General features: G+C 41.7%; 18 protein-coding genes and 1 pseudogene. 4 read left to right on the top strand and 15 right to left on the bottom strand.

Annotation, left to right across the window (positions count from 1 at the left end):
* Positions 1-177: 177 nt before the first annotated feature.
* The 4 genes from ACKTT2_RS12935 to ACKTT2_RS12920 form a co-directional block, all read right to left on the bottom strand.
* On the bottom strand, positions 178-1,044 hold the full coding sequence (locus ACKTT2_RS12935; protein ID WP_407887372.1) for a tetratricopeptide repeat protein: 867 nt from the start codon (positions 1,042-1,044) through the stop codon (positions 178-180).
* Positions 1,045-1,118: 74 nt separating this feature from the next.
* A complete protein-coding gene (locus ACKTT2_RS12930; protein ID WP_407887370.1) occupies positions 1,119-1,877 on the bottom strand; it encodes a hypothetical protein in 759 nt (252 codons plus the stop codon).
* Positions 1,878-1,933: 56 nt separating this feature from the next.
* Positions 1,934-2,905, bottom strand: a complete 972-nt coding sequence (locus ACKTT2_RS12925; protein WP_407887368.1) for a TRAFAC clade GTPase domain-containing protein — start codon at positions 2,903-2,905, stop codon at positions 1,934-1,936.
* 16 nt (positions 2,906-2,921) lie between these two features.
* Positions 2,922-5,111 carry a hypothetical protein gene (locus tag ACKTT2_RS12920; protein WP_407887366.1) on the bottom strand — a complete coding sequence of 730 codons (2,190 nt, stop codon included), beginning with the start codon at positions 5,109-5,111 and terminating at the stop codon, positions 2,922-2,924.
* Positions 5,112-5,187: 76 nt separating this feature from the next.
* On the opposite strand from ACKTT2_RS12920, the gene ACKTT2_RS12915 reads away from it, so the two are divergent.
* The 4 genes and pseudogenes from ACKTT2_RS12915 to ACKTT2_RS12900 all read left to right on the top strand — a co-directional run.
* Positions 5,188-5,988, top strand: a complete 801-nt coding sequence (locus ACKTT2_RS12915) for an SDR family oxidoreductase (protein ID WP_407887364.1) — start codon at positions 5,188-5,190, stop codon at positions 5,986-5,988.
* A 449-nt stretch (positions 5,989-6,437) separates the two neighbouring features.
* A complete protein-coding gene (locus ACKTT2_RS12910) occupies positions 6,438-6,683 on the top strand; it encodes a hypothetical protein (protein WP_407887362.1) in 246 nt (81 codons plus the stop codon).
* 205 nt (positions 6,684-6,888) lie between these two features.
* Positions 6,889-8,217: a hypothetical protein gene (locus ACKTT2_RS12905; protein WP_407887360.1), complete on the top strand. Its 1,329-nt coding sequence runs from the start codon at positions 6,889-6,891 to the stop codon at positions 8,215-8,217.
* A 208-nt stretch (positions 8,218-8,425) separates the two neighbouring features.
* Positions 8,426-8,479, top strand: a pseudogene (locus ACKTT2_RS12900) (hypothetical protein); the annotation flags it as partial.
* A 68-nt stretch (positions 8,480-8,547) separates the two neighbouring features.
* On the opposite strand, the gene ACKTT2_RS12895 reads toward ACKTT2_RS12900, so the two are convergent.
* The 11 genes from ACKTT2_RS12895 to ACKTT2_RS12845 all read right to left on the bottom strand — a co-directional run bounded on the left by ACKTT2_RS12895 (position 8,548) and on the right by ACKTT2_RS12845 (position 22,300).
* Complete coding sequence (locus ACKTT2_RS12895) at positions 8,548-11,046, bottom strand: hybrid sensor histidine kinase/response regulator (protein WP_407887358.1); 2,499 nt, start codon at positions 11,044-11,046, stop codon at positions 8,548-8,550.
* A gap of 120 nt (positions 11,047-11,166) precedes the next feature.
* Positions 11,167-12,783: an ATP-binding protein gene (locus ACKTT2_RS12890; protein WP_407887356.1), complete on the bottom strand. Its 1,617-nt coding sequence runs from the start codon at positions 12,781-12,783 to the stop codon at positions 11,167-11,169.
* Positions 12,784-12,825: 42 nt separating this feature from the next.
* The gene (locus tag ACKTT2_RS12885) at positions 12,826-13,254 is read right to left on the bottom strand and encodes a response regulator (protein ID WP_407887353.1); all 429 of its coding nucleotides are present in this window, start codon (positions 13,252-13,254) and stop codon (positions 12,826-12,828) included.
* Positions 13,255-13,689: 435 nt separating this feature from the next.
* Positions 13,690-14,583, bottom strand: a complete 894-nt coding sequence (locus ACKTT2_RS12880) for a DUF6745 domain-containing protein (RefSeq protein ID WP_407887351.1) — start codon at positions 14,581-14,583, stop codon at positions 13,690-13,692.
* A complete protein-coding gene (locus tag ACKTT2_RS12875; RefSeq protein ID WP_407887349.1) occupies positions 14,580-14,798 on the bottom strand; it encodes a type II toxin-antitoxin system HicA family toxin in 219 nt (72 codons plus the stop codon). Before ACKTT2_RS12875 ends, ACKTT2_RS12880 begins: the two co-directional genes overlap by 4 nt.
* Positions 14,798-15,046, bottom strand: a complete 249-nt coding sequence (locus ACKTT2_RS12870; RefSeq protein ID WP_407887347.1) for a type II toxin-antitoxin system HicB family antitoxin — start codon at positions 15,044-15,046, stop codon at positions 14,798-14,800. The genes ACKTT2_RS12875 and ACKTT2_RS12870 overlap by 1 nt, the downstream gene beginning before the upstream one ends.
* Positions 15,047-15,167: 121 nt before the next feature.
* Positions 15,168-15,410, bottom strand: coding sequence for a DUF4926 domain-containing protein (locus ACKTT2_RS12865; RefSeq protein WP_407887345.1), 243 nt, complete (start codon positions 15,408-15,410; stop codon positions 15,168-15,170).
* A 25-nt stretch (positions 15,411-15,435) separates the two neighbouring features.
* Positions 15,436-15,816 (bottom strand): DUF6883 domain-containing protein, encoded by a 381-nt coding sequence (locus ACKTT2_RS12860; protein WP_407887343.1) that lies wholly within the window; start codon positions 15,814-15,816, stop codon positions 15,436-15,438.
* A gap of 226 nt (positions 15,817-16,042) precedes the next feature.
* Positions 16,043-18,217 carry a GTPase family protein gene (locus ACKTT2_RS12855; RefSeq protein ID WP_407887342.1) on the bottom strand — a complete coding sequence of 725 codons (2,175 nt, stop codon included), beginning with the start codon at positions 18,215-18,217 and terminating at the stop codon, positions 16,043-16,045.
* Between the two features lie 353 nt (positions 18,218-18,570).
* Positions 18,571-20,724, bottom strand: a complete 2,154-nt coding sequence (locus tag ACKTT2_RS12850) for a GumC family protein (RefSeq protein WP_407887340.1) — start codon at positions 20,722-20,724, stop codon at positions 18,571-18,573.
* A gap of 199 nt (positions 20,725-20,923) precedes the next feature.
* Positions 20,924-22,300, bottom strand: a complete 1,377-nt coding sequence (locus ACKTT2_RS12845) for a polysaccharide biosynthesis/export family protein (RefSeq protein ID WP_407887338.1) — start codon at positions 22,298-22,300, stop codon at positions 20,924-20,926.
* Between the last annotated feature and the right edge of the window lie 55 nt (positions 22,301-22,355).

Genomic DNA, 22,355 nt, shown 5'->3' with positions numbered 1-22,355 from the left:
CTGGTGAAGTTGCTCCTGTTGCAATCAGCGCTCCTGCTATCAACGGCTAATCTTTAATGTACAGAGACGATATTTGTATCGTCTCTTGTAAAAATGAAAGCGTCCTCTTAAATGAGGGCGCTTTTATTTTGTAGCAAAAAGTGTTCATTCGGGCAGAAGCCCGCAGTACAAGAAATGTCAAGGATTCCACTCAGCTATTTTGCTGAGTAAATTTTCTACCTGTGTCATATCCTGAATTGATTCCAAGTCAGGGTCGGTTTTGACAAACAATTGAAAATTGGGATTAATTTTTAAAGCTGCTTCAAGGCTTTCAATTGCTAAAGCTTCGTTTCCTACTTGGGCTGCACAACAAGCCGTGTTGTATAAGGAGTACTCATCATCTGGGTCTATCTCTATAGCTTTTTGGTATTTCTCAAGCGCTTCTTCATATCGACCTAGATATCTGAGAGTATCCCCTTGCTTGTAATACACCCAAAATTCATCCGGGCGGAAATATTGTGCTTCATCATAACTTTTCAGTGCTTCTTCAAAGCGCCTCAAATGTCTCAAAGCATCACCTCGCCGCAACCACGACCAGTAATCATTGGAACGTCTTGACAAAGCTTTATCGTAATCGGAAATTGCATCTTCATAGCGATCTAAATGTCTTAATGCTTCGGCTCGCCGAAACCACGCCCAGTAGTCGCGAGGACGGATTTCAAGTGCTTTATCAAAATTTGCGATCGCTTCCTCAAATAAATCCAAATCTTCTAGTGCAATATAACCCCGGTTATACCATCCCCAGTAATCATCAGGACAAATAGATAGCGCTCGGTCGTAACTGACAAGAGCTGCTTCATACTGACCCAATTCCCGTAAAGCACCGCCTCTGTCATACCATACCCAATAGTTATCGGGGCTAGCTGCTAGAGCTTTATCGTAATACACAATTGCTTCTTCATAACGCTCTTGTTGGTCGAGCTGCTTGCCCTGCTGATACCAGTATTTGTAGTCTTCACAGACGTGCAAAGAAGTATCTGCGCCTATCCTGACCGCTTGACTCATAGTCAACTCTCCAAACAGTTACATACGTTACAGACAACCACACCTTCTATATTATTTGCTGTTTGACGAATCAACTAGCGGATAAACAGAAATAGAATCATAGCAACTGGAATAAGAGACATTAACAAGAGGACAAAAACTAGCGAATTGTTCTTTTGATGCGTCTGGCTGCTGCTTGCAAGCGCTGGCTCTGACGAGTAACTTTTTTTATAAGGTTCGAGCCATCCCTCCCCTGGTACTAAATTCGATAACCCACGCCAGACATTTGCCTGTTTTAGGGCGTTTACCGATTTGATACCAGTGACGACCACAAGGGGAATGTTATTAAAGCCGTTACCTTTTGGCAAACATCGTTCTTCTAGCTCATAAGCTATGTCGTTTCGTAAATACTCAGAATTTCTGCCAATTTTACTTTCTAATTTGGCATTAAACTGCTTAACTTCATCTACCTGGAAGTGGCTAATGATATCAAAAGCAACTTCAAAACCAAACTCGCCGCCAAATTTTACGGCTTTGTCAAGGTCAGTATCTAATAACCCGCGTAAAGCATAAGCTGCGATCGCACGTAACTTTTGCTCGTTGGCTTCATTATCTTCACCAACCCATGCCACAGAGTTACGAATTTTTCTGCCTTGAAAATCTGCTCTTTCACTAGCCTCAAGACCAGTCACCAGTAACAGCAATCTATTATCATAGCGTCCTAAAACAACAGACGGTGATTCACTTTGAATGACATCGTTAATTCGGTATTGTCTTAGAATCGGCGGCACTTCTGGCAACCAGCAATAATCATAGTCTTGCGAAAAACCGCGACTTTGTACGTAAATTTTCATAAGGGATTAGGGATTAGGGATTAGGGATTAGGGATTGGGAAATTTTGGTTTTTTCATTAGACTTTTAGTAAGTCTTCGCCTTGTAAAATAGCAAACCCATTGTTAGTTTTACACTCACTAGCGAATTGACGAATAGCTTCTTTCAGATAATAATCTCTTCCCAATAAATCGCGAAGAAAATTAAATAAACCCCAATTCCGCGTATCTAAATGAAGTTTTAATAAAAATCTCAAGAGATACCGCAAGGGTTGCTCGCTATCCGTCGGACTATAGGCGGCATCATGACTGGTTTTCCGAAAGAGAAAATGAGGTATGTTACTATCTATCTCTACTCTAGAAAAAACGACACTTCCCACAGTTTGAACGGGAGTCACAACAACTGCTACTTTTGTTAGTAAAGCTGCTGAATTCAATAAGTCTATTAATTTTGCATATCCTTCTTTAATACGTATTAACATTTCTTGGGCCGTTTTTTCATCTTTTAAATACTTCTCACATTTCACAGGCGCAAATATTACTAATCTTGGTGATTCTAGCTCTTGATAAGCTATTTTAAATAAATCCGTCATTTGTTGCACTCTATTAATTTGCTCGTGCCATTTACCTTTCTGTTCCATCAAAGCAGGTGCATCTATAGCAATTAACACCGCAACACATTCTGCAAGCATTTTTTTTACAAATTGCTTTTTTTCAGGAGTGGCTTTAGCAGCATGGTAACCACCTGGATAATCTTGAAAATGGAGTTTTAATGAAGGTTTTTTCCCTTTTTTTCCCAACCCAAACATAAAAGAGCGAAGATGTTCTGGTTCTCCTTCTGTTCCTCTCACACCTCCTCTTGGTTCAAAATCATTTAACAGGCTTTTGAGTTCCATCAAACGTTCTTGCAATATTGCTGAACTTTCTTCGTCGGGTGTTAGTTGTAAATCTGTTTTACCAATTGTGTTTTCAAATTGTTCGTAAAGAGCGGTTAAAAGTGTTGTTTTACCAACGCCACTCGGTCCAAGCATTGTAATTTTAAGTTCGTCCATGTTTCCCGATATGTTATTACAAAAATTGTAGAGAATCTATATGAGTGGCTATTATTGCCTTTTCTACTGATTGAAGCCACTCCCGACGCAATCGAGTGCGATCGCCAAGCTGTTCAAATTCATCATGCCAAACAATGGCTCTGATTTCTTCTAAAAAGATACGCCATTCTGTCTTTGCACCCTCAGCACGGAGTACGCGGTCCACGAACTCTTCTACTATGGCAAATGCTGCAAGACTAGGTTCACATAGTAAACCTTCCAAAGCTGTTTCACAACCATATAAAGCTTCTGCATGAAGAGTTTTCAAATTGGTTAAGATTTCTTTTGCAGAGGGAGATTTAGACAATTGCAGTGAAGTTTCGTCTGGTGTTAAACCATCTAAATGTTTGCGAATGCGGTGCTGAATGAGTCCCCGATAAGAAATATCAAATTCCGCAAGGATTTGAAATCCTAACTTTAATTTTAGTAAAGATTCGGGTAACTCTTGAGTTATTTCATTCAAAAATTCATAACCTCTAGTTTCTGTCAGTCCATTCAAGCGTCCCTGAGTCACCAAAACTTCTGCAACTTGAGATTTAACTTTGAAAAGCAATTGCTTCAATCCGATATCTAGAGCGAGGAAATGTTGTGACAAGTGGGCGCGAAGTTCATTTAAGTATTCATAGTAGGCGTTAGGATACCCGCCAACGCGATCGCGTCTTTTCTCAATCTCGTCTAAACTTGGAATAGCAGTATCTGCACGACAAGCTGCAACAGCCGCTTCTACTTGCTGTTTAAAATAAATATCTTGAGCGTTTCTTTGTTGTTTGAGATGTCTCAGCAGTTTTTCCAAACCACTGGTTACATCATTCCACAACTCGTCAAATAGTTGCAAGAAAACGGGGAACCAATTGTCTTGTTGTACGGCTTCACCCAAAGCTTTTCGTGCTTTTTCTAATTCTGCGATCGCACCATTTTGAAGTTGTATTAACCTATCTTGACAAGAAGAGGCATATTGCTCATCCAATGAGGTAATCTTTTGGGCTAAGTAATTCAGTATCTCATCCAAAACCTCACCTGCTGCCTCTATATTGGCACAATTAGCAGTCACACAACGAACCACCCTTAGATGTTTTTCCTTTAATGTATCTGCTAAGTCTTGACAGTTATTGTAATTATCGCCGTTTTTCGACTCAGTATTTGTCCGATTGAGAACCATGAAAGACCATAACTCAATTGGTAAATCCACGAGAGAAGCACGTGCTGTATCGTACAACCGCACGTCCACATCTGCCCAGTAATCACCAGATGACTTTGGCATCCTTACAAACAGTATACCATCGACATCTTGTCCCAAAGTTTTCATCAATCGTTCTTCATCCCCAACACCTGTATCGCCCAATCCCGGCATATCTACCAAGGCAATTTGCCCGACATCAGTATTAGGAAATTTACAAACAATTTTCACCTCTCGAACTGCCAAATAGTTGAAAAATATCCTTTGACCATCAGGAGTATCCTGAGCAACATACTCGCGAATTTCGTTACGAGAAATGAGACGAGGGGAAGGTTCTTGTAAAAGATGGCGGTACTTTTCCAAATGAGTATGGTATCGAGTTAAATGTTCGTACATTGCACCCGGTTCCGCATATCCGGGAAGATTGTGAGGGAGTGGTGGTAAAGGATTGGCAACAAATTCAGTAATTGTTATTGGTTTTGCACCTAAATATAGCTTTTCGTAATAAGGAGCAATAACTTCATCTAAAAACGAGCGATGGTCGTGAAACCAAACTTCACCATAAGTTTCTACATTAGGATTATGATGAATGATACTGCGTACACCCGTACAATGCTGCCTATCTCCGTCGGGAATTTCCGCAGCCGTAAGCCCTGTTAAGCTTTGTAGTAAACGACTTTTCCCTTGCCTTGCTCGTCCCACAACTCCTATATTGAGAGTGTCTCGGCAAAAACGAACTTTTAGCTTATTTAACACTTCTAATTCAGCAGTAATGCTGAGTTGCAGCCAACTCATGTCAATTTCCTTCAAACGCCCCATCGCATTTGCGTCATCCACTCGCGCTAGCAACTCATTGCGATGGTTTTCTAGAGAACGAAGTGCAGAGGAAAGAGATTTTAAATTAGCTTCCACCCGTTCAATTTTTTGAGCCAGGGGACGGCGTTTTTCAATAATGCTGACAATTTTTTCAGCCCGATTTGTTGCGTTCATCTAAAAGCTTATGTATATCATTTATCTAATTTGCGTTAGACTTTATTAATTATATGTAGTTAAAAGTTCTTTTAACGTGACAGAAGATTTAGTACTGGTTGCTGGCGCTACTGGTGGGGTAGGTCAGTTAACAGTGGGCAAACTATTAGAGAAAGGCTTGAAAGTTCGCGTCTTAACACGCAATTCTGCAAAAGCGGAGAAAATGTTTGAGCGCAAAGTAGAAGTTGCCGTTGGCGATACACGCGATCCAAGTACACTCCCCACAGCAGTACAGGATGTTGCCTACATCATCTGCTGTACTGGAACGACTGCTTTCCCTTCCGAAAGATGGGATTTCGAGCCGAAACCTAACTCGATCGAGTGGGTTCAGCTATTGCTTAATAGTAGCGCTCGCGAAGCAAGAGCAAAAAATAGCCCTCTAAAGGTAGATGCACAAGGGGTGAGTCATTTAGTAAGAGCAGCGCCCCGCAATTTGAAACGTTTTGTTTTTGTATCTTCCTGTGGAGTTCTCCACAAATCTCAATTTCCTTACAGCATCCTCAATGCTTTTGGTGTATTGGATGCCAAACTTCAAGGAGAGGAAGCTATTATCAGTTCTGGATTACCCTACACCATAATTCGTCCTGGGCGTTTAATTGATGGTCCCTACACTTCCTATGACCTCAACACCCTGTTAAAAGCGACAACAGAAAGCAAATCTGGTGTTGTTTTAGGGACGGGAGACACCCTGACAGGGCAAACTAGCCGCATTGATGTAGCCGCCGCTTGTGTGGAGTGCATTCAAAGCCAAAGTGCAGAAAGGAAAGCATTTGAAATCATTAACAAAGGAAAAAGACCCTCTGTTATTGACTGGGACGCGCTTTTCGCCCAACTTTAATTTTCTCTGCGGAAATTACGACTATTGATAGAGAAATTTCCGGAACTACCGAATGGGCAGTTGTAGATATTATCAGAGTAATTACTTAATATCTAAGCCCTATACTTGCCGAGGGCATCTAGCCCAACTACTTATTATCATAAGCCCGGTCTTTACAGATCGGGCTTTCGGCATTTTATAGCAATTCTTACTTTCGTGAGGCATATGAAGAAAGAACTAACCGCAGCCTGTAGCTGACGGACGCGGATAAATCTTACCTCAGCAGACTAGGAAAGGCTGTAAGCTCAAAAACAACTTATAATAATATGTAAACGTTTTGAAATAGTGGAAGCTTTAGAAGAAACCTCTACTACCTACCTAAATACTTCAGAAATCCATTTTTGTTATTGACACAACGTTTCCTCCGCGCTACAAATAAACGCGGTTTCCACGCTTCCGGAGGTTTTTAGATGAAGCAATTGAGTAATCTAGATAGAGTTTTAGATGCGGCAATGGAGCTTCCTTTAGAGCAGCAAGAAATGTTGGTACAAATTCTTACTAACCGAATTATTGAAAGTCGGCGAGATGAAATTGCCTCAGATGCAGCAGCTTCTATTGCTGAATTCCGCACAGGTAGATTCAAAGTTCAAACAGCTGCTGAAACAATTCAAGAGTTACGAGAAGATCTCAGTAACTCAAACGCAGCAGATGTATAAATTAGTTACTAGTAGCAATTTTATCGGTGTGTCCGCAAGCTGGACATTCCTGCAATGAATGTTTTGGATTCACAAGAATAACTGGTTTACCGGACTTTGTTGCAAGCCAATAATCGCGATCGCCTCGGTAAGATGTTGAGTATGAGCCGTTAAGTTGATAATACCTTCAGCAAATACTGCCCTATTATTCCAACACTACCCAATTATGGCAAACAAAGAAGACTATTCTTTAATCGAAGCAATGCTTCGACGGCGATCGCGCCGCTTTGGTAAAGGAATGAAGCTAGGTGGTCCTTTAGATTATCAAAGTCAATATCTGCCGCAGCCACTAACTCTCGAACAAGAGGCACTTTTGGGCTTTGCTGCTTCGGGGGTAACGGGTTACGCTCTAGCCGAATTACCCTATGCACCAGCAGCCCTAAGTTCGACAGGCAGCGGTGGCAATATTATGGTTAACTTTATCGGGCGTACCGTTGCCAGTGCGGATGCGATTCATGGGGTCGCTGTATTTATTACAAACGATGAAGGTACGTGGCTGCTTAAGCGTCCCCAGGACTATCTCCGTACCGAAATCCCTAGTTTAATCGACATGTCCCAAAACCGGCAGTTTGTTGAGCTATACGAACGCAGTCGCGTAAAAATTGCCCAGATCCGAATCGATCTTCCCCGGCGACTACCCTATTTGATGCCTTTTAATGCCTGGGCTGCCAACGTACCAGGTACTACTTATTTTTTGGCGGTTAATGAATTATCTGCTTTGTATATTAACGTCTTGCTAGCCATGTTTAGTGAAGATGTGGGCTTTTTTATGGTGGACGAGCGTAACGGTTATCGACCTGCAGGTATAGAAAAGTTTGCTAAATCTAAAGGCGGGCATCTTGAAGATGACCTAACTCAGGAGTCTTTTATGTACATCGGTGCGGCAGAAACTTTACTAGCGGAATTTGTAGCCTGGGAGCAGGGTTCTATTCACCAAAATTTAGGCTTAATGAGCCAAGCTCTCGGTTTAGGTGGCTATCCTCATTTTGCCGCCCATCCCTACATCTGGTTTGAGCGACTAGGCTTCCGTATGGAACAAGTTCCATTTACTAAAATGAGCGGGATGAACCGCTTAACTAAGAAAATTGTCCAGTGGATGGGCAAAGATACTCTCGTTCCCAATCCTGTAGGACTGGAAAAAGACGGTGAGGTACTGCTCAAAAGTTACGCTCCGCCCTATTATCGAAACATGGAAGAAGCAGTACTCGCTTTTATCGACCATAAGTACAATGCCAAACAGGGGACGTTTCGCGATGGAGGAGAAGTAACTGGTTGGCAAGATGGTCGAGCGATCCAAGCGGCAATTCCCCAATATTCCGAACGAGCGATCGCAGCCACAATTGCCTGCTGCAAGTACATTTACAATCGTTATGGCCGTTTTCCTGCCACAACAGGTGCCTTTCGCACTTTACTAGCCTATCAGGCGCATCAACTCGATCCTGACTTTTATCGACTTTATTACCGCCACGAAGCGACGAGGATGGAGTCAAAATGAATGAAAACCCTCACAACCTAGAACTAGCAGACACAAAGCGATCGAGGTCATTCTGGTTTTGCAACAAAATCACTTGTTCCAACTCAATTGTGTCATTCAGCTGGCAACTTCGCTAACAGGATAAGAATCTGACAAATCAGTATCAGGATTTGAAAGAAGTTGAGTATCGGAACTCGGTATACTCAGGGAGTTGTAGCTACATCTCCATTTGTTGGACATCGCCTTACAAGTCGGCTTCTCGAGCCAGAGTTATTTGACGCAACAGTTCAAGCGCCTCACCGGGATGACACCGAAACAAGTTCGCCAACACCATAAGAATCTGATAAAGCGTCAAACCGGGCGGGAGACAGGTGAGCATAATCCGTTGAGTTCTGCTAACTTCTCAACAGCTGCAACTAACTCATTCGGATCGACAGGCTTGGAGATATGTAGTTGGAAGCCAGCCGCAAGCACGCGATCGCGCTCGGATTCTCCAGCAAATGCCGTAAGAGCAGCAGCTGGAATTTGCCCGCCCTGCTCTGGTGGAAGAGTTCGGATTTTCTGAATGAGCGAATAACCGTCTTCACCTGGCATACCAATATCACTAATCAAAATATTAGGCTTGAATTGCGAAAAAGATGCAACCGCAACACTGACTGATGTTGCGGTTGTGATTTGTGACTGACACTGTTCTAAAATGAAGGTAATCAGTTCGAGAGTGTCAGTATTATCGTCTACAACGAGAATTCGCAAGCCTTTGAGAGATGGAAACTTGTCATCAGAGGGTGAGTCTAAGTCAGTTTGCTGTAAAATTTGTTCTTCTCTTATTGGTATTTGTACTGTAAAAGTTGCACCTAACCCTTCCCCATCGCTAGCAGCAAAAACTGTACCATTGTGCATCTCAACTAGATGACGGACAATAGCTAGTCCTAAGCCCAGTCCGCCATTCGCTCTAGTCGTTGTAGCATCAGCTTGACGGAAGCGTTCAAACACATAGGGAAGAAAATCAGCGCTAATCCCTGCTCCTGTATCGCTAATTGTAATTTGAGCCATTGAATTTACCTGTTCGAGCCGAATTTCAACTTGTCCTCCAAACGGAGTGAACTTAACGGCGTTGGAAAGTAGATTCCATACGACCTGTTGCATGCGGTCGAAGTCACCTGTCACCTGACCAACATTGGAGTCAAGTACAGACTGAAACTGAATGGCTTTGGCTTGAGCTATGGGACGTATACTTTCGACAACGGCATTAATTACAGATATTAGATTGAGGGGGCAAAGGTTCAGACGGATTTTGCCTTGAACAATCCGTGAAACATCAAGAATATCTTCAATAAGTTGCTTTTGAAGTTTGGCATTGCGCTCAATGGTTTCGATAGCCTTGGTAGCAGTCACTTCACTTAAATTTCTTTGACGAAGCATCTTTGCCCAGCCAAGTATGGAGTTGAGAGGCGTGCGTAGTTCGTGAGAAACGATCGCTAGAAACTCATCTTTTATTCGGTTGGCTTCCCAAGCTTCTTGATAAAGTCTTGCATTATCAATGGCAATAGCAGCCCGTTGAGCGAGTTCGATCGCCATTGCTAGGTCTGCCTTTTGATACCGACGTTCTGGCTGTGCTGAGGCAAAAGTGATGGTACCGAGCTTACGTTGACCAGCAATCAGTGGGACGAGCATATAAGATTTTGCTTCGAGCTGGCGTAACAAGTTCAAGTGTCGCTCATCTTGTGCCACAGATAGTAAAAGTGAGTCTGGAATTTCACTAACAATTTCCGGTTCTCCCGTTCGTAAAACCTTTGGTGCTCCAAAATCCGCATCGGCTGGAGGTGGATACCGTTGTCTGAGTTCTCGGATTAGTGCTGCTTTTTCTGGATCGGATGCAACGATTATAGGTTCAGTAAAAACGGTCAAATTCTTCTCGATAATATCAACAAAGCACCAATCTGCAAGAGTTGGTACTGCTATACTTGCTACGCTAGTCAAGGTAGTCCGGTAGTCTAGTGAAGAAGTTAAAAGGCAGCTTGCTTCAGATAAGAAAGTGGAACGTCTTTCTTGGGCTTCAGCTTCCGCACGAGCGGCTTGCTCGCGAGTCAGAAATTGCTCTCGTTCTAAATCGGAACGCTTGCGATCGCTAATATCATGGCTATAAATAGTTAGTCCATCTGCTTGTGGATAAACTCTCACTTCCAGCCACATATCCATATTGGGATAAAATGCTTCAAACCGAACGGGAAGTTTTGTTGTCGCTGCTTCATGGTACTTTTGATAAAACACAGAGCCAATTGCATCAGGATACTCTTCCCAAATGTTCTTGCCGAGAAGCTCTGCCTGAGTCTTCTGCAAAATTTGCTCGGATTTTTGGTTAACGTAAGTAAAGCGAAACTCTTTGTCTAAAGCACAGAAAGCATCCGTAATACTTTCAATAATATCAGCACAACGCTGATTCGCTTCTTGCAGAGCTTTTTCTACTCTCTCTTGTTGCTCCAATCGTTGTAAGATTGAGCGAATTGCAACAGGCAAACGAACGTAGTGTTTTGCTGATTTGATAATATAATCTTCTAGCCCCGCCTTCATTGCTTCGACAGCAATCTCCTGACTACCGCTATCAGTAAACATAATGACCGGACAGTTGGGGTAGCGGGACTTGATATCTTGTAAAACAGTCAGTCCATCATTCCAACGCAAGCGATAATCAGTGATAACTAACTCAAAGTTACCTGCTTCTAGTGCTGGGTAAAAGTCCTCAGCTTTTGTCACTTGTTCCACTTGAAGGTCGGGAAACTCACACCTTAATTTATAAATAATTAAGGTACGGTCGTGTTCGTTATCATCAATAAGAAGAAGGCGTAACATTTAAGTTTTTCAAAACAACCGATCGCTATAAGTAATTACATTAGTATTTATACGATTTTGGCGTAAATCATACCATTACCCGTTAGGTATAGAATAATTTTCTATCTTTAGAAAAAAGTTTTATGACTCAGGATCTGCTGGTAACTCTATCCATAAGCGACTTCCCTGACCGATTGCCGACTCAACGCCAACTTTGCCTCCTATACGCTCCACTCCTCTACGAACGATGGCTAACCCAATACCAGTACCAGGATACACCTCCTCAGCGTGTAAGCGTTCAAAAACTTTGAAAATGCGCTGTTGGTGTCTCGCTTCAACACCGATGCCGTTATCTTCCACCCATAACCGCACCCACAGATCCCGCTTCTGCGTCCATACCCGCACCGAAGGTTGAACTTCAGGAGATACAAACTTGATGGCGTTGCTCAATAAGTTTGCGATCGCTTGAACAAGAATAGTAGAATTCCCCATGACTGTCAGCAAAGGTTCTTCTACTGTGACAATCGCCTGCTGCTCCTGAATTTGTACTTCCAGTAAAGTCAACACTTCTGCCATAACATTTGATAAGCTAACAGGGCTGACGGATAACTCAAGCCGATTCAAACGGCTGTATGTTAATAAGTCCTTTAGAAGCGTTTCCATCCGCTCGGCATTGGTAAGAATGCGCTCTATAAAGTCTCGAGCAACCGAGTCTAGGTGGTCAGCATAGTCTTCCAACAAAATTTTAGCAAAGCCTTGTAAGACACGCACGGGTTCTCGGAGGTCATGAGCAACCGAGTAAGTAAAAGCTTCCATATCAGCATTGGATTCCTCAAGTGCAGCTGTTCGCTCTGCGACTCTATGTTCGAGTTCGACAGCATAGTTTTGCAGTTGTTCTCGTTGTCGAGCCTGCTGAATCGCCACTGCTAGTAAGTTTGCGACTTCAATAGCAATTTGCTGGTGTTCTAAACTAAACGCTGCATGGCGATCGCCATATAGACTCAGTTCGCCAATTAAATCTTTTTCTACCACCAGAGGAACCGCCAGAAAACATAACTTGCCTTCTTGAAGTTGTCGCCCGATTAAAAGCGGGCGTTCCTTAAGAGCGGCAATATCTTCTACACAACGAATTCCTCCTGATTCCCGTGGCACCATAGTCGGTATCAACTGCTCGAGCGGTACAGTTTCCCCCTTTGACACGCCATCAATTGTACCTGCTAGTATCTGGGCGTTGCCTGTTTCAAAATCAAATGATGTAACGGTGGCTTCTACGTAAGGCAGCATATAATGCATTCGTAAAAGCGCTTCGCGAGCAATTTCTTGAGTTGACTCCGCGTTCAGGATAGCACGCTCGAGTTGTTGCAGAGTTTCCAGGCGTTGAAGTTCGGTGTGTTTATGTTGGGGACTTTCTGTGACGTGACGAACAGCACTGAAAACGTTGATGAGCAAAGACACTCCTACCAAAAAGCCCAATTCCAGAACTCCATCTGTAGTCGCAACAGCAGGAGAATAAATCGGAGCTAAAAAGAAGTAGTTACAAGCCAAACTACAGAGTCCTGTAGCTAGCAAACCAGCACTACGATTTCCATAGCAAGAACTCACCGTTACCGCCATAACAAATAAAATAAGGGGACTTTGTGTTGGGAGTAACGATAAGACAAGAGAAATCAGCAGTGCCAACAGACTAAAAGTAACTGCGATCGCATAACCTATTAGCTTTGAACCTTCAATCTGAATCTTCTCCTTTAACGCTTGCATAATCAATGTATCAAATATAATAATTTATTATTTGGTCACTGGTCACTGGTCACTGATATACGACATCATCTGCTTCACAAATTCTGTCAGATCGTCCAAATTACTAGTTTTGACAAAGTATGCACAGCCTCCTAAAGCAGTAACCCGATCCATTTCTTCAGGTTCTTCAGAACTACTCATTACCAAAACAGGGAGATCTTTATAATTCAATTGCTGCTTAACCCATGCCAATAACTCTAACCCGTTCATTCTTGGCATTTTCACGTTTGTAATGAGTAGAACTGGTTCGGGGTAACGTTCTCGGTCTGCATACTGACCTTCTCCTAACAAATAGCTCACGGCTTCTTCCCCGTTACTGACCACATGAAGAGAGACAGATACACCAGCTTTACGGATAGTGCGTTGTAAAAAAATTAAGTCGTTCTCATTGTCCTCTGCTAGTAAAACAGGGTATTGTTCGCAATTATTCATCAATCAAATGGTTCTTTATAGTCTATCTCTGACTTTAATATTATTTAGTCTAGGTAGTAAAATGACCCAAGACTTAATTGTCTTTTCCTGCATCTTATTCAAAAAGTAAGCAAATTTAATGTTAAATTTGTATGTATACATCAATACTTTGATTGCGCTCAGACCCACGACTTCTCGAAGATGTCGGGGAGCTTGCAGTTGTTTGGCGATCGCTTTGATAAACTCAATCCAAAATCATATAACTTGCCAATCATCGGTGGACAACCAAACTAACAATTCGCTCTGTTTAAGTCATAGTTATTATCTTTATGGATAGTATAGCATTTCCCACTTCCATATAGTGCAGGAAGAAAGAACTAACCGCAGCCTGTAGCTGATGGACGTAGATAAATCTGTATCTTAGCCGACTAGGAATCACTACAAACCTTAATCATCTCAGTAAATATATCTTTCTTCAAATATGATGCGCCTAAGCTCATCATTTTTTCTTTTAAGAAGCCAGCGAGTATGCCACTTTTCAGGCGGCTTTCTTCCATATTTTTTCGGGATTAAAATATTTCGATAAAAGTAAATACTGTAACCATCAGGAAATTGTATTGCTGGCTTTTGCTCTGCATGAATTCGATGTTCGTCATTAAAGGAAATATAAGGATGACTAACAACTAAACAACACTTTCTAAGAGGTAAGAGCCAACCACAATTTTTAACTAGTAATTGATAAGCTAACCATTTTTCTTGATTATAAGGACAAGAGAGAACAGAAAAACAAAAATCTAAATAACTTCCTATAGCCAGCCAAATTTCTGTTTTAATAAATTTTGAGAAGATGTAATAAGAATCTGATTTAATATGATTTTTGAGTTGATTGTAATATTGAAATAGCACTTTGTCTTCTAAAGTAAACCTAATAAGTCGAAGCGGTAGAAACCATGAATGCTCAAATAACTCTTTTCGGAGCTTATTATATAAATGTACTCCGGGAGAATTTATACTTTGAGTCCACCATTCTCCTATAATCGTGCGATCGCATTGATTTTTTAAATCTTCAAAAATTTGGACTTGTAGTTGTATGAGGATTTCATCAACAACATTTCCTTCTATAAGTAATTCACCTAAAGTTTTTAAAGCTTCGCCCGGACTATGGCAATAAATGACTTCTGGCATTTGTTCTCCAATGACTTTGTAAGCAGTTTTCACCGCTTCAGATACTTTCGGCTCGGCAAGCGGCAAAGTTGAAAAAGAAATTTGACACCATTTTTCCCGATACAAAGAAATACAAGCCTCTATCAAATCATCTGAATTATTTAAAAAAATGTTAGATATGCTCATAGTTGCTCCCACTTCTCCCGACTGATTCGGGCTTGTTCCAGGACTGTACCCAGCAATCCTTTACTAATATCACCTTGATGTGGGTTTGGAATACGTACCCGCAACGCTCCTTTGGACATGAACTGGTGTTTCTTGCCAGAGAACGGGCCATCAAAATCTAGTTCTCGCAAATACGCAATCAAGTCGCGGCGCTTGATGGGACCAAACGGGGGCATTAGGCGGCCTCGTCCTTCTTGAAAGAAAGGTCAATCCCGTCTATGACTGGCAGTGAATGACCCATTTGTAACCCCAAAATTATCCATTCCTCTAGCACTTCAAGTAGTTCATCCCGACAAGCTTCTAAGGTATCGGAAGAAGCCCATACACCTTGGCACTCTGGGATTTTCCCAATATAAGTGCTATCTTCCTTAAGGATTTCGTACTTGGCTCGGTGCATTGCAGCTTTGATGTATTCGCTAAGCATTGGGTGGGGAAATTTTAGCGTGAATTGATGTCATGATAGCCGCTTTAGCGGAGTTTGAAAACGTTGTTAAGCGAATTCACGGAGTACTGCTCCAAAGCAGTGAGTGGCAATTATTCCTCAGTTAAAAAGTGGGGTTTGAGACTTGCTTTGATACTGCATTAAGACTTGATTCATCGTAAGGTTTTACCTCATTTTGCTGGACTGCAAACCAAGCAATTGTTGTACCATCTTCGCGGGAAAACTCAACTTCGTAAGCTTCATCACCATATACTTCTAGGATAATCCCGATTGCTCCAGTCTTGACCCCTCTATCCTGATAGCGATTTGTAACAAGCTGAATAACTGAATATTGCTCCAATAACATTATGAATTCCTTCCCAACATTATGATTAGCGTGCAAATCCAGAAAATGGAGTTGCTAACTTTAGTGTACCATCTGTGCCCAGAATCCATCCGGTTAAAAGTCGTTTACCTCGAACCTCAACGACTATGGTAAACCGCTGTCCATATCGATCCTTCTCCCCAACAATATAATCCTTTTGGTTGAATTTTGCTTGAGCTTGACTGATATAAGTTGATAAAAGTTCTTGTGCATCTTCATTACTATTAGGACGAAAACCTAAAGTACCAATAAATATTTTGTCCTTACCAGTTTTATGATTAGGTACTAAAACATAGTCCGTAAACTTTCGGGTGTCGCCAGTAACCTGTGTGACTTCCCACTCAGTAACTTTTTCTTCATTATCTGTTTCACCTTCTGGAGTGCTCATGACGCATGAAAGGTTAATCTAAGCCTGTATATAATACCAAGTAAGTCATCACAATTAAAGTTAACTTGTCAGTCCCCGTCATTGATAAGCGTGTCATTTTTCATTGGTAAGGGTTTTAGGCTTATAAACATTTTGTTTGTAAACTCTTGGTAATTCCGTTTGTAGTTGCGATGCATACGCTGTTCGCGTAGCTTGGCCTCAGCCATAGCGCAACTACAAACCAATTTTAATTAGTAACTGGTGCAGGTTGTACTAAATTAAGTACATCGCGGGATGTCAAAAGCCGATCGCTTTCCTGTGGAGTTTCTTGCTTGTTTTGTTTCTCTTCTTGTAAAAAGATTTGCCACTCACTTTCTATATTTGTCTTGCGAAAAGTCGTGTCAACAAACTCTTCTACAATGGCATAAGCTGCTTGATTTGGTTCGCTTAACAACTGTTTCAAAGTATTTTCACACTTACTTAGAGTTTCAGCGTAAGCGATCTTGAGATTTAAAAGTACTTGTTCGGCTGAAGTCGATCCTGTTAACTTGAGTGTTGCAGGTTCATTTGGAGTCAGCCCATCAAGAGATTTACGAAGGCGATGCTGTATAAATCCTCGGTAAGAAAGCTGATATTCAGCGAGTGTTTTGAATCCGTATTTTAGCTGGCTTGGTGTCCCCGGAACCAGTTCATCCGGTATTTGCGTCGCAATGGTATGAAGAAATTCTACTCCTGGTTCTTGTGCCAAGCTTCCCAAATGCCCTTTGTCAATAAGTACTTTTGCTACTTGCGATTTGACTTTGTTAAGCGATCGCTTTAACCCTTCATCTAATAATAAAAGGTGTTGTAACAAACGAGCGCGTATCTCATGTAAATACTTTTCATAAACCGCACAGTAGTTTTTTTCCAGACTATACCGATGTTCTATTTCTTGAATTGAAGGAATTCCTGTGTCGCTTCGACACGCTTGTAAAACAGTCTCAATTTGCTTTTTGAATTCTAAATCAACAGATTCTCGGTTTTTTCGCAGTTCTTGAAGCAGCTTCTCAAGACCATTTGTTGAATCCCGCACAACCTCTTGAAACGTTATCTCAAATAATGCAAATCCCTGATTGTCTTGAGTTGCTAAATCTAGAGCTTTTCCCACTTTATCTAACTCGACATCAACTTTGCCTTGCACTATAGCTAATTTTTCCTGGATCGACAAGATATCTTTGTAACCTAAATCAAGATTTTTTTCCTCCAGATAATTAAGAAAACGTTCTAAAAGTTTGTAGCTTTCTTGACTATTTGCACAGTTAGCTATGCTGTAGTCAGCAAAATTTATACTTTTAACTGTCATGTCCAACGCTAAATCTTGGCAAATTTTTGAATTATCTCGATAGGGGGAATGAGCTTCTGTACGATTGAGTACCATAAAAGATGAAACATGAGATGGCAATTCAGCTATTACGGTACGTACTTTTTCATATAAATTAATGTCTACCTCTTGCCATCTATCCCCCATTGACTTTGGCATTCTTACAAATAAAATAGCATCGACATCTTGTACTAGTTTTTTAATAAGAGAAAGCTCATCGCAAATACCTGTATTGCCTATACCGGGTATATCCACAAAGACGATTTGTCCAACATCGGTGTTAGGAAATTTACAAACAATTTTTGCTTCTCTAACAGCTAAGTAGTTAAAAAAGCTCTGCTGTCCGTAAGTTGTTTCTTGTGCAATATATTCTGGAATTTCACTTTTAGAAATACGGCGAGGAGAAGGTTGTCCTATGAGATGACGATATTTTTCTATATTGATATGATACCTTACCAAGCGCAAATACATAGTTTCTTGGTTTGTTTCTGAGGAAAAAACACTTGGTAACAAAGGTAAGGTTTTTGCTGCAAATTCGTCTATTGTCTTGGGTTTTAACCCTAGTGACAACTTTTCATAATAGGGATAAATAACTTCTGCTAGAAATGAGTCTTCGGAATGAAACCACACCTCTGCATAAGTGTCCTCAAAAAAATTATTATGAATATGACAATAAACTCCCGTGCAACACTGTCTGTGTCCATCTGGAATTTCAGCACCTGTTAATCCAGTTAAACTTTGTAATAATCGACTCTTTCCTTGTTTCGGTCGTCCAACAACTCCTATTTTTATCGTTTTTCGACACAAATGTTCTTTAATTTTATGCAATTTTACTAATTCATTTCCAAGATTTTGTCGTATTTCTACTAAATTAATTTCTGGTAAATCTTTAACGGTTTTTGAAATATTTGGTAAGGTTAACAACTGTCTTCGATTTTCTTCAAGACTTTGTATCGCCGATTCCAAAGATTTAAAATTTGTCTCTATATTTGTGATTTTTGCAGCTAGGGAATGGCGTTTGTCAAAAATGCTGGTTATGCTCCCAGTCTTAATTGTGTTCATTTGTCATTGGTCGTTTGTCATCGGTTATTGGTCGGACTTTCAGCTATTTTTATATGCTCCCTTTCCGCTCTAAAATTCCACTCCAGCATGTAGGGTGGGCAATGCCCACCAATACCAAGTGGTGGGCATTCATTGCCCACCCTACTCCCATAGATAATCTTCTAGCGGGAAGGGAGTAATTTCTTGTTACCCCCCTTTATAAGGGGGGATTAAGGGGGGTAAATCTAACTTGTATTGTTGAATAAATGCAGCCCTAAATTTTTCTTTAAAGAAAGATTAATTGTAGATTATTAATAATCTACATATTCTATAATACTCCCGACTTCTTTAAGAAATCGGGAATCTTTCTAATATTATCTTCTAGCTCCGACTGAAAGTTCTTCAGGGGGAGTATTGGGTGGTTGTATGGGTGGCTGAGGTACGGTAACAACGACATCAGCACCATTAACAATTGTTCCTAATAGTGGCAACTCCGATTCTGTTAATTGGTCAATAGCTTCAGTGAGCATATTTTCCTGTGTATAGTTGGGTCGTGCGACAAGCACTATGCCATCACTGTAAGGTTGAATTAACAGAGCATCGTTCGATAAGCTCATAGAATGAGTGTCTAGTATGACAAAATCGAATCGTTCGCGAACATCTTCCATCAACCTTCTGAATTCACTAGATTCTAGAACTGCGGCGGCTTGACGCACGGGTCCCGGACTGGGCAGAATATATAAATTTTCTACATCAGGTACTAAGCGGATACATTCGCTTAAACTAGCGTAATATCGTAATGGATCGATAATGGCGTTGGGATCGGGATTGACTTTCAACGATGATGCATGAGAGGGCGATCGCAAATCGGTTTCCATAATCAAAGTGCGTTTTCCAGCTAGGGCGGAAGCAACTCCAAGGTTATAAGCGCTTGCAGTCTTACCTTCACCACTGCTAGTGCTTGCGATTAAGACGACTTTTAAGTTCCTCCCACCAAGTCGGCGTAAATTACTGCGGAACTTCTCATAAAATTCCAGGTAGGGGGACTCTGGATGTATGATGACTGGCAATGCGCCAGGAGGTAAATCGTCTACTGGTATTAAAGGCAACTCGCCCAAAAGAGGAACTTCGCGTTGTTTGAGGGTATCGCGGATATCCTCCTTGGTTTTGAAAGTACCTTCGAGTGCTCCTAACAAAAATATGACTCCACCACCAACGACTAGTCCTAGTAAACTACCTATACCTAAAGTAATAGCTGCATTCTTGGGTGGTGTCACAACACGAAGCGCTACAGCTTGTCTAGCAACACCAAGACTACTAACCGTTTCTGCTTCTGCTGTTTTGGCGTCGGTTAACTTTACCTGCATTTGGTCGTACACGGCTTTTTTCAGCGTGACTTCCTGTTCTAAACGCGATCGCTCCAATTGCTTGTTTGGTATTAAAGCATACTCTCGTCGCAATCTAATCTCATCCTGTCCAAGGTCTGTTAGTTGCTGTCGCAGTGTTTCGCTTTGGGTTTGCAAAGCCACCATTTGATTTGCCAGGTTTTGCCTTGCGGGATCTAGGTTGCTTCGCGATCGAATGGCTACCGTTCCTTGTAAAGGTGTCGCACCATCAGAACCTCCTACCACTTCTCCACCACGTTGGCGTAATAGGCTCTCGTAAGCTTCTTTCTGACGCCGCAACTGAACCATTGTTGGGTGATCGGGTCGAAGATCTTTTCTGAAAACTTCTATTTGAGATTCCGTTTGATAGATTTGCGCTCGCAAGTTGGCGATAATTGGGTCGGCGCTCAAAGCAGAAGAGACGTATGCTTGATTGACATTTAAACCCAACTTTTCTTGGATGCTCTGAATTTGAGCGTCAATTCCTGACATGGTGAGTTGAATTTGCCTTTGTTGAATTTGACTGCTCGTAATCGCATTGAGCAAACTGCCATTTTCCGCAGCCAATATTGCTGGTCTTTCCCGGCGATCGTAAAGTTCCAATTTGCGCTCGGCGATTTGTAAATCTCTTTTAGCAGCTGGTACGCGCTCGTTGACTTTTGTAATAACCGAATTTAATCGTCTTGTATTGATATCAGCACTTAAACGAATCATTGCCTCCATCAATTCTGCTAAAACGTCCCTTGCGCGTTGGCGATCGCTATCCCTGTATCTTAATTCAATTGTTGTTGGTTGTGGATCTGCTGCTTCCTTTGGCTTTTCTGGCATTTTTATGCTAACACCTGCTCCAATTCTCTTGGGGCTGATATTTAATTTTGTCGCTACAGATTGAACAATCTGATCTGATAGTAAAATTTCCTGACTAAGTTCTTGCCCTTGCAGGTTAATTTCAGTACCCGTTGCCGAAAACGAAACTGGTGGACGTGCGTAAGTTAAAGCACCATTTGCTACATAGGTAGGTGCTGGTTCTGGTTGCAAAGCTACCACCGTTGAACCCGCTACAACTAAACCAAAACTAGCAAGACCAATCCACTTATACTTATCAAAGGCAATCAGGTAGCGTTTAACAATCGGTGGAGTCATAGGAGATTGGGGATTGGGGATTGGGGATTGGGGATTAGGGATTGGGGATTAGGGATTAGGGATTGGGGATTAGGGATTAGGGACTGGGAATTAGGTAGTAACTATGTAACCTAATTATAGTCACTGGTCACTGGTCACTTGTCAGGTGGTCACTGGTCACTTGTCAGGTGGTCACTGGTCACTGGTCACTGGTCACTGGTTAGTCACGACCAAAGTCATCAAAGAAATCGAGGAAAGCATTTATACTGATAAAAGGACGGGTAATGAGACTGATGGCATTCGTAATTTTACCTATCAAGTTCCGACCAATTACAATGACATCGTTATCTTGAAGTGGCACATTCTGAGATGAGTCGCCTGACAGTGCTTTTCTGGCATTGAGGGTTTGAGCAATCGCTCTACCTCGTTCTGGATCGAAACGAAACAGCTTGATTCCCTTGAGGTTAGCCGTATCAAGATTAACCCCTGCCAAGGCATCTAGAAAATTGCTACCATTAGGTAGCGGTATTGTGACAACCCCTCCAGAGGCATAATTTAACACCCTAACTCTAATTTGCGGTACAGCTAAAGTTGAGCGAGATACCAGATTGCGATCGTAACCATCATCTGAAGCAATTTCCCGACGAGGAATCACGATCGCATCCCCATCTTGCAAGCGTAAATTTGGAACAGACCCCCCATTCTGCAAAGGAGTGTATAGGTCAACATTTTGTGTAGCGACAGAACCATCCACAAAGCGTCTACGTATTTGTACTTGTCGCAGATCTGCCGTCATAGAGGAACCACCAGCTACGATTAAAGCATCTCCAACACGAGGTAATCCAGAAGCGATGGAATAAATTCCCGGTCGAGTCACTTCTCCACTAATTGTGATTTGAACTGGTCGCTGTGCTGCTAAAGATACCGACACAACTGGATCGACATAAATGCGGCTTAAACTCAGACGAATTTTTTCTTGAGCTTCGTCCAAAGTTAAACCTTGTAAAGATATTGTTCCCACTTGCGGCACGATAATATTGCCTTCTGGGTTTACTTGAGCCGCAAAACTTAACTCCGGACGTTGTACTGTCAGAGCTAATGTGACGATAGGATCGACAACGAAACGATTTAAACCGACACGGATTTTTTCTTGGGCTTGTTCCAAAGTCAAGCCTTTAAGAGAAACAGTCCCCAACAAAGGAACTACAATATTTCCTTCAGGATTGATAAGAGCTTGAAAGCTTAGATCTGGAAAGCGTTGAACTGAAACAGTAATGCCATCTCCCGGTCCCAATCGATATTTACCAGAAGGGCGCTGAACTAAGATATTGAGACCATCTCCTGGTCCCAAAAGGTAGCGGGTAAATTGAGGTGATATACCTTCGCCGAGAGATGGATCGACCTCTGGACCGGAGGGAGGTGTAGGAGGTTCAATTTGTCTTGGTTGTTCTAAGATATTTGTTGGAGGCGTAGTAGATGATCCTGGTGGTAATTCTTGAGTTGGGACATTTTGAGCAGAAACAGGTTGAGCAGTCACTGCTATTAAATAAACGCCAACATGAAGACCTATAAAAGATAGGGCGCTAAATGTACGCATAGGATAACCAGGAACGGTAAAAATTAATGTGAGCGCTGATGAATATTTATTTTAC

The sequence above is a fragment of the Scytonema hankhaensis NUACC26 genome (assembly GCF_045865695.1).
In the GTDB taxonomy this organism is placed as follows: domain Bacteria; phylum Cyanobacteriota; class Cyanobacteriia; order Cyanobacteriales; family Nostocaceae; genus Scytonema.
The sequence above is the reverse complement of the archived record's forward strand: the minus strand, read 5'-3'. Positions and strand labels throughout refer to the sequence as shown.

Excerpts from the sequence above, each read along its gene's own strand:
- ACKTT2_RS12865 (WP_407887345.1), bottom strand. The coding sequence starts at position 15,410 with ATGTTATTGGAGCAATATTCAGTTATTCAGCTTGTTACAAATCGCTAT.
- ACKTT2_RS12920 (WP_407887366.1), bottom strand. The coding sequence starts at position 5,111 with ATGAACGCAACAAATCGGGCTGAAAAAATTGTCAGCATTATTGAAAAA.
- ACKTT2_RS12895 (WP_407887358.1), bottom strand. The coding sequence starts at position 11,046 with ATGTTACGCCTTCTTCTTATTGATGATAACGAACACGACCGTACCTTA.
- ACKTT2_RS12875 (WP_407887349.1), bottom strand. The coding sequence starts at position 14,798 with ATGCCCCCGTTTGGTCCCATCAAGCGCCGCGACTTGATTGCGTATTTG.
- ACKTT2_RS12890 (WP_407887356.1), bottom strand. The coding sequence starts at position 12,783 with ATGCAAGCGTTAAAGGAGAAGATTCAGATTGAAGGTTCAAAGCTAATA.
- ACKTT2_RS12925 (WP_407887368.1), bottom strand. The coding sequence starts at position 2,905 with ATGGACGAACTTAAAATTACAATGCTTGGACCGAGTGGCGTTGGTAAA.
- ACKTT2_RS12905 (WP_407887360.1), top strand. The coding sequence starts at position 6,889 with ATGGCAAACAAAGAAGACTATTCTTTAATCGAAGCAATGCTTCGACGG.
- ACKTT2_RS12855 (WP_407887342.1), bottom strand. The coding sequence starts at position 18,217 with ATGAACACAATTAAGACTGGGAGCATAACCAGCATTTTTGACAAACGC.
- ACKTT2_RS12885 (WP_407887353.1), bottom strand. The coding sequence starts at position 13,254 with ATGAATAATTGCGAACAATACCCTGTTTTACTAGCAGAGGACAATGAG.
- ACKTT2_RS12850 (WP_407887340.1), bottom strand. The coding sequence starts at position 20,724 with ATGACTCCACCGATTGTTAAACGCTACCTGATTGCCTTTGATAAGTAT.
- ACKTT2_RS12860 (WP_407887343.1), bottom strand. The coding sequence starts at position 15,816 with ATGAGCACTCCAGAAGGTGAAACAGATAATGAAGAAAAAGTTACTGAG.
- ACKTT2_RS12935 (WP_407887372.1), bottom strand. The coding sequence starts at position 1,044 with ATGAGTCAAGCGGTCAGGATAGGCGCAGATACTTCTTTGCACGTCTGT.
- ACKTT2_RS12910 (WP_407887362.1), top strand. The coding sequence starts at position 6,438 with ATGAAGCAATTGAGTAATCTAGATAGAGTTTTAGATGCGGCAATGGAG.
- ACKTT2_RS12930 (WP_407887370.1), bottom strand. The coding sequence starts at position 1,877 with ATGAAAATTTACGTACAAAGTCGCGGTTTTTCGCAAGACTATGATTAT.
- ACKTT2_RS12845 (WP_407887338.1), bottom strand. The coding sequence starts at position 22,300 with ATGCGTACATTTAGCGCCCTATCTTTTATAGGTCTTCATGTTGGCGTT.
- ACKTT2_RS12870 (WP_407887347.1), bottom strand. The coding sequence starts at position 15,046 with ATGCTTAGCGAATACATCAAAGCTGCAATGCACCGAGCCAAGTACGAA.
- ACKTT2_RS12880 (WP_407887351.1), bottom strand. The coding sequence starts at position 14,583 with ATGAGCATATCTAACATTTTTTTAAATAATTCAGATGATTTGATAGAG.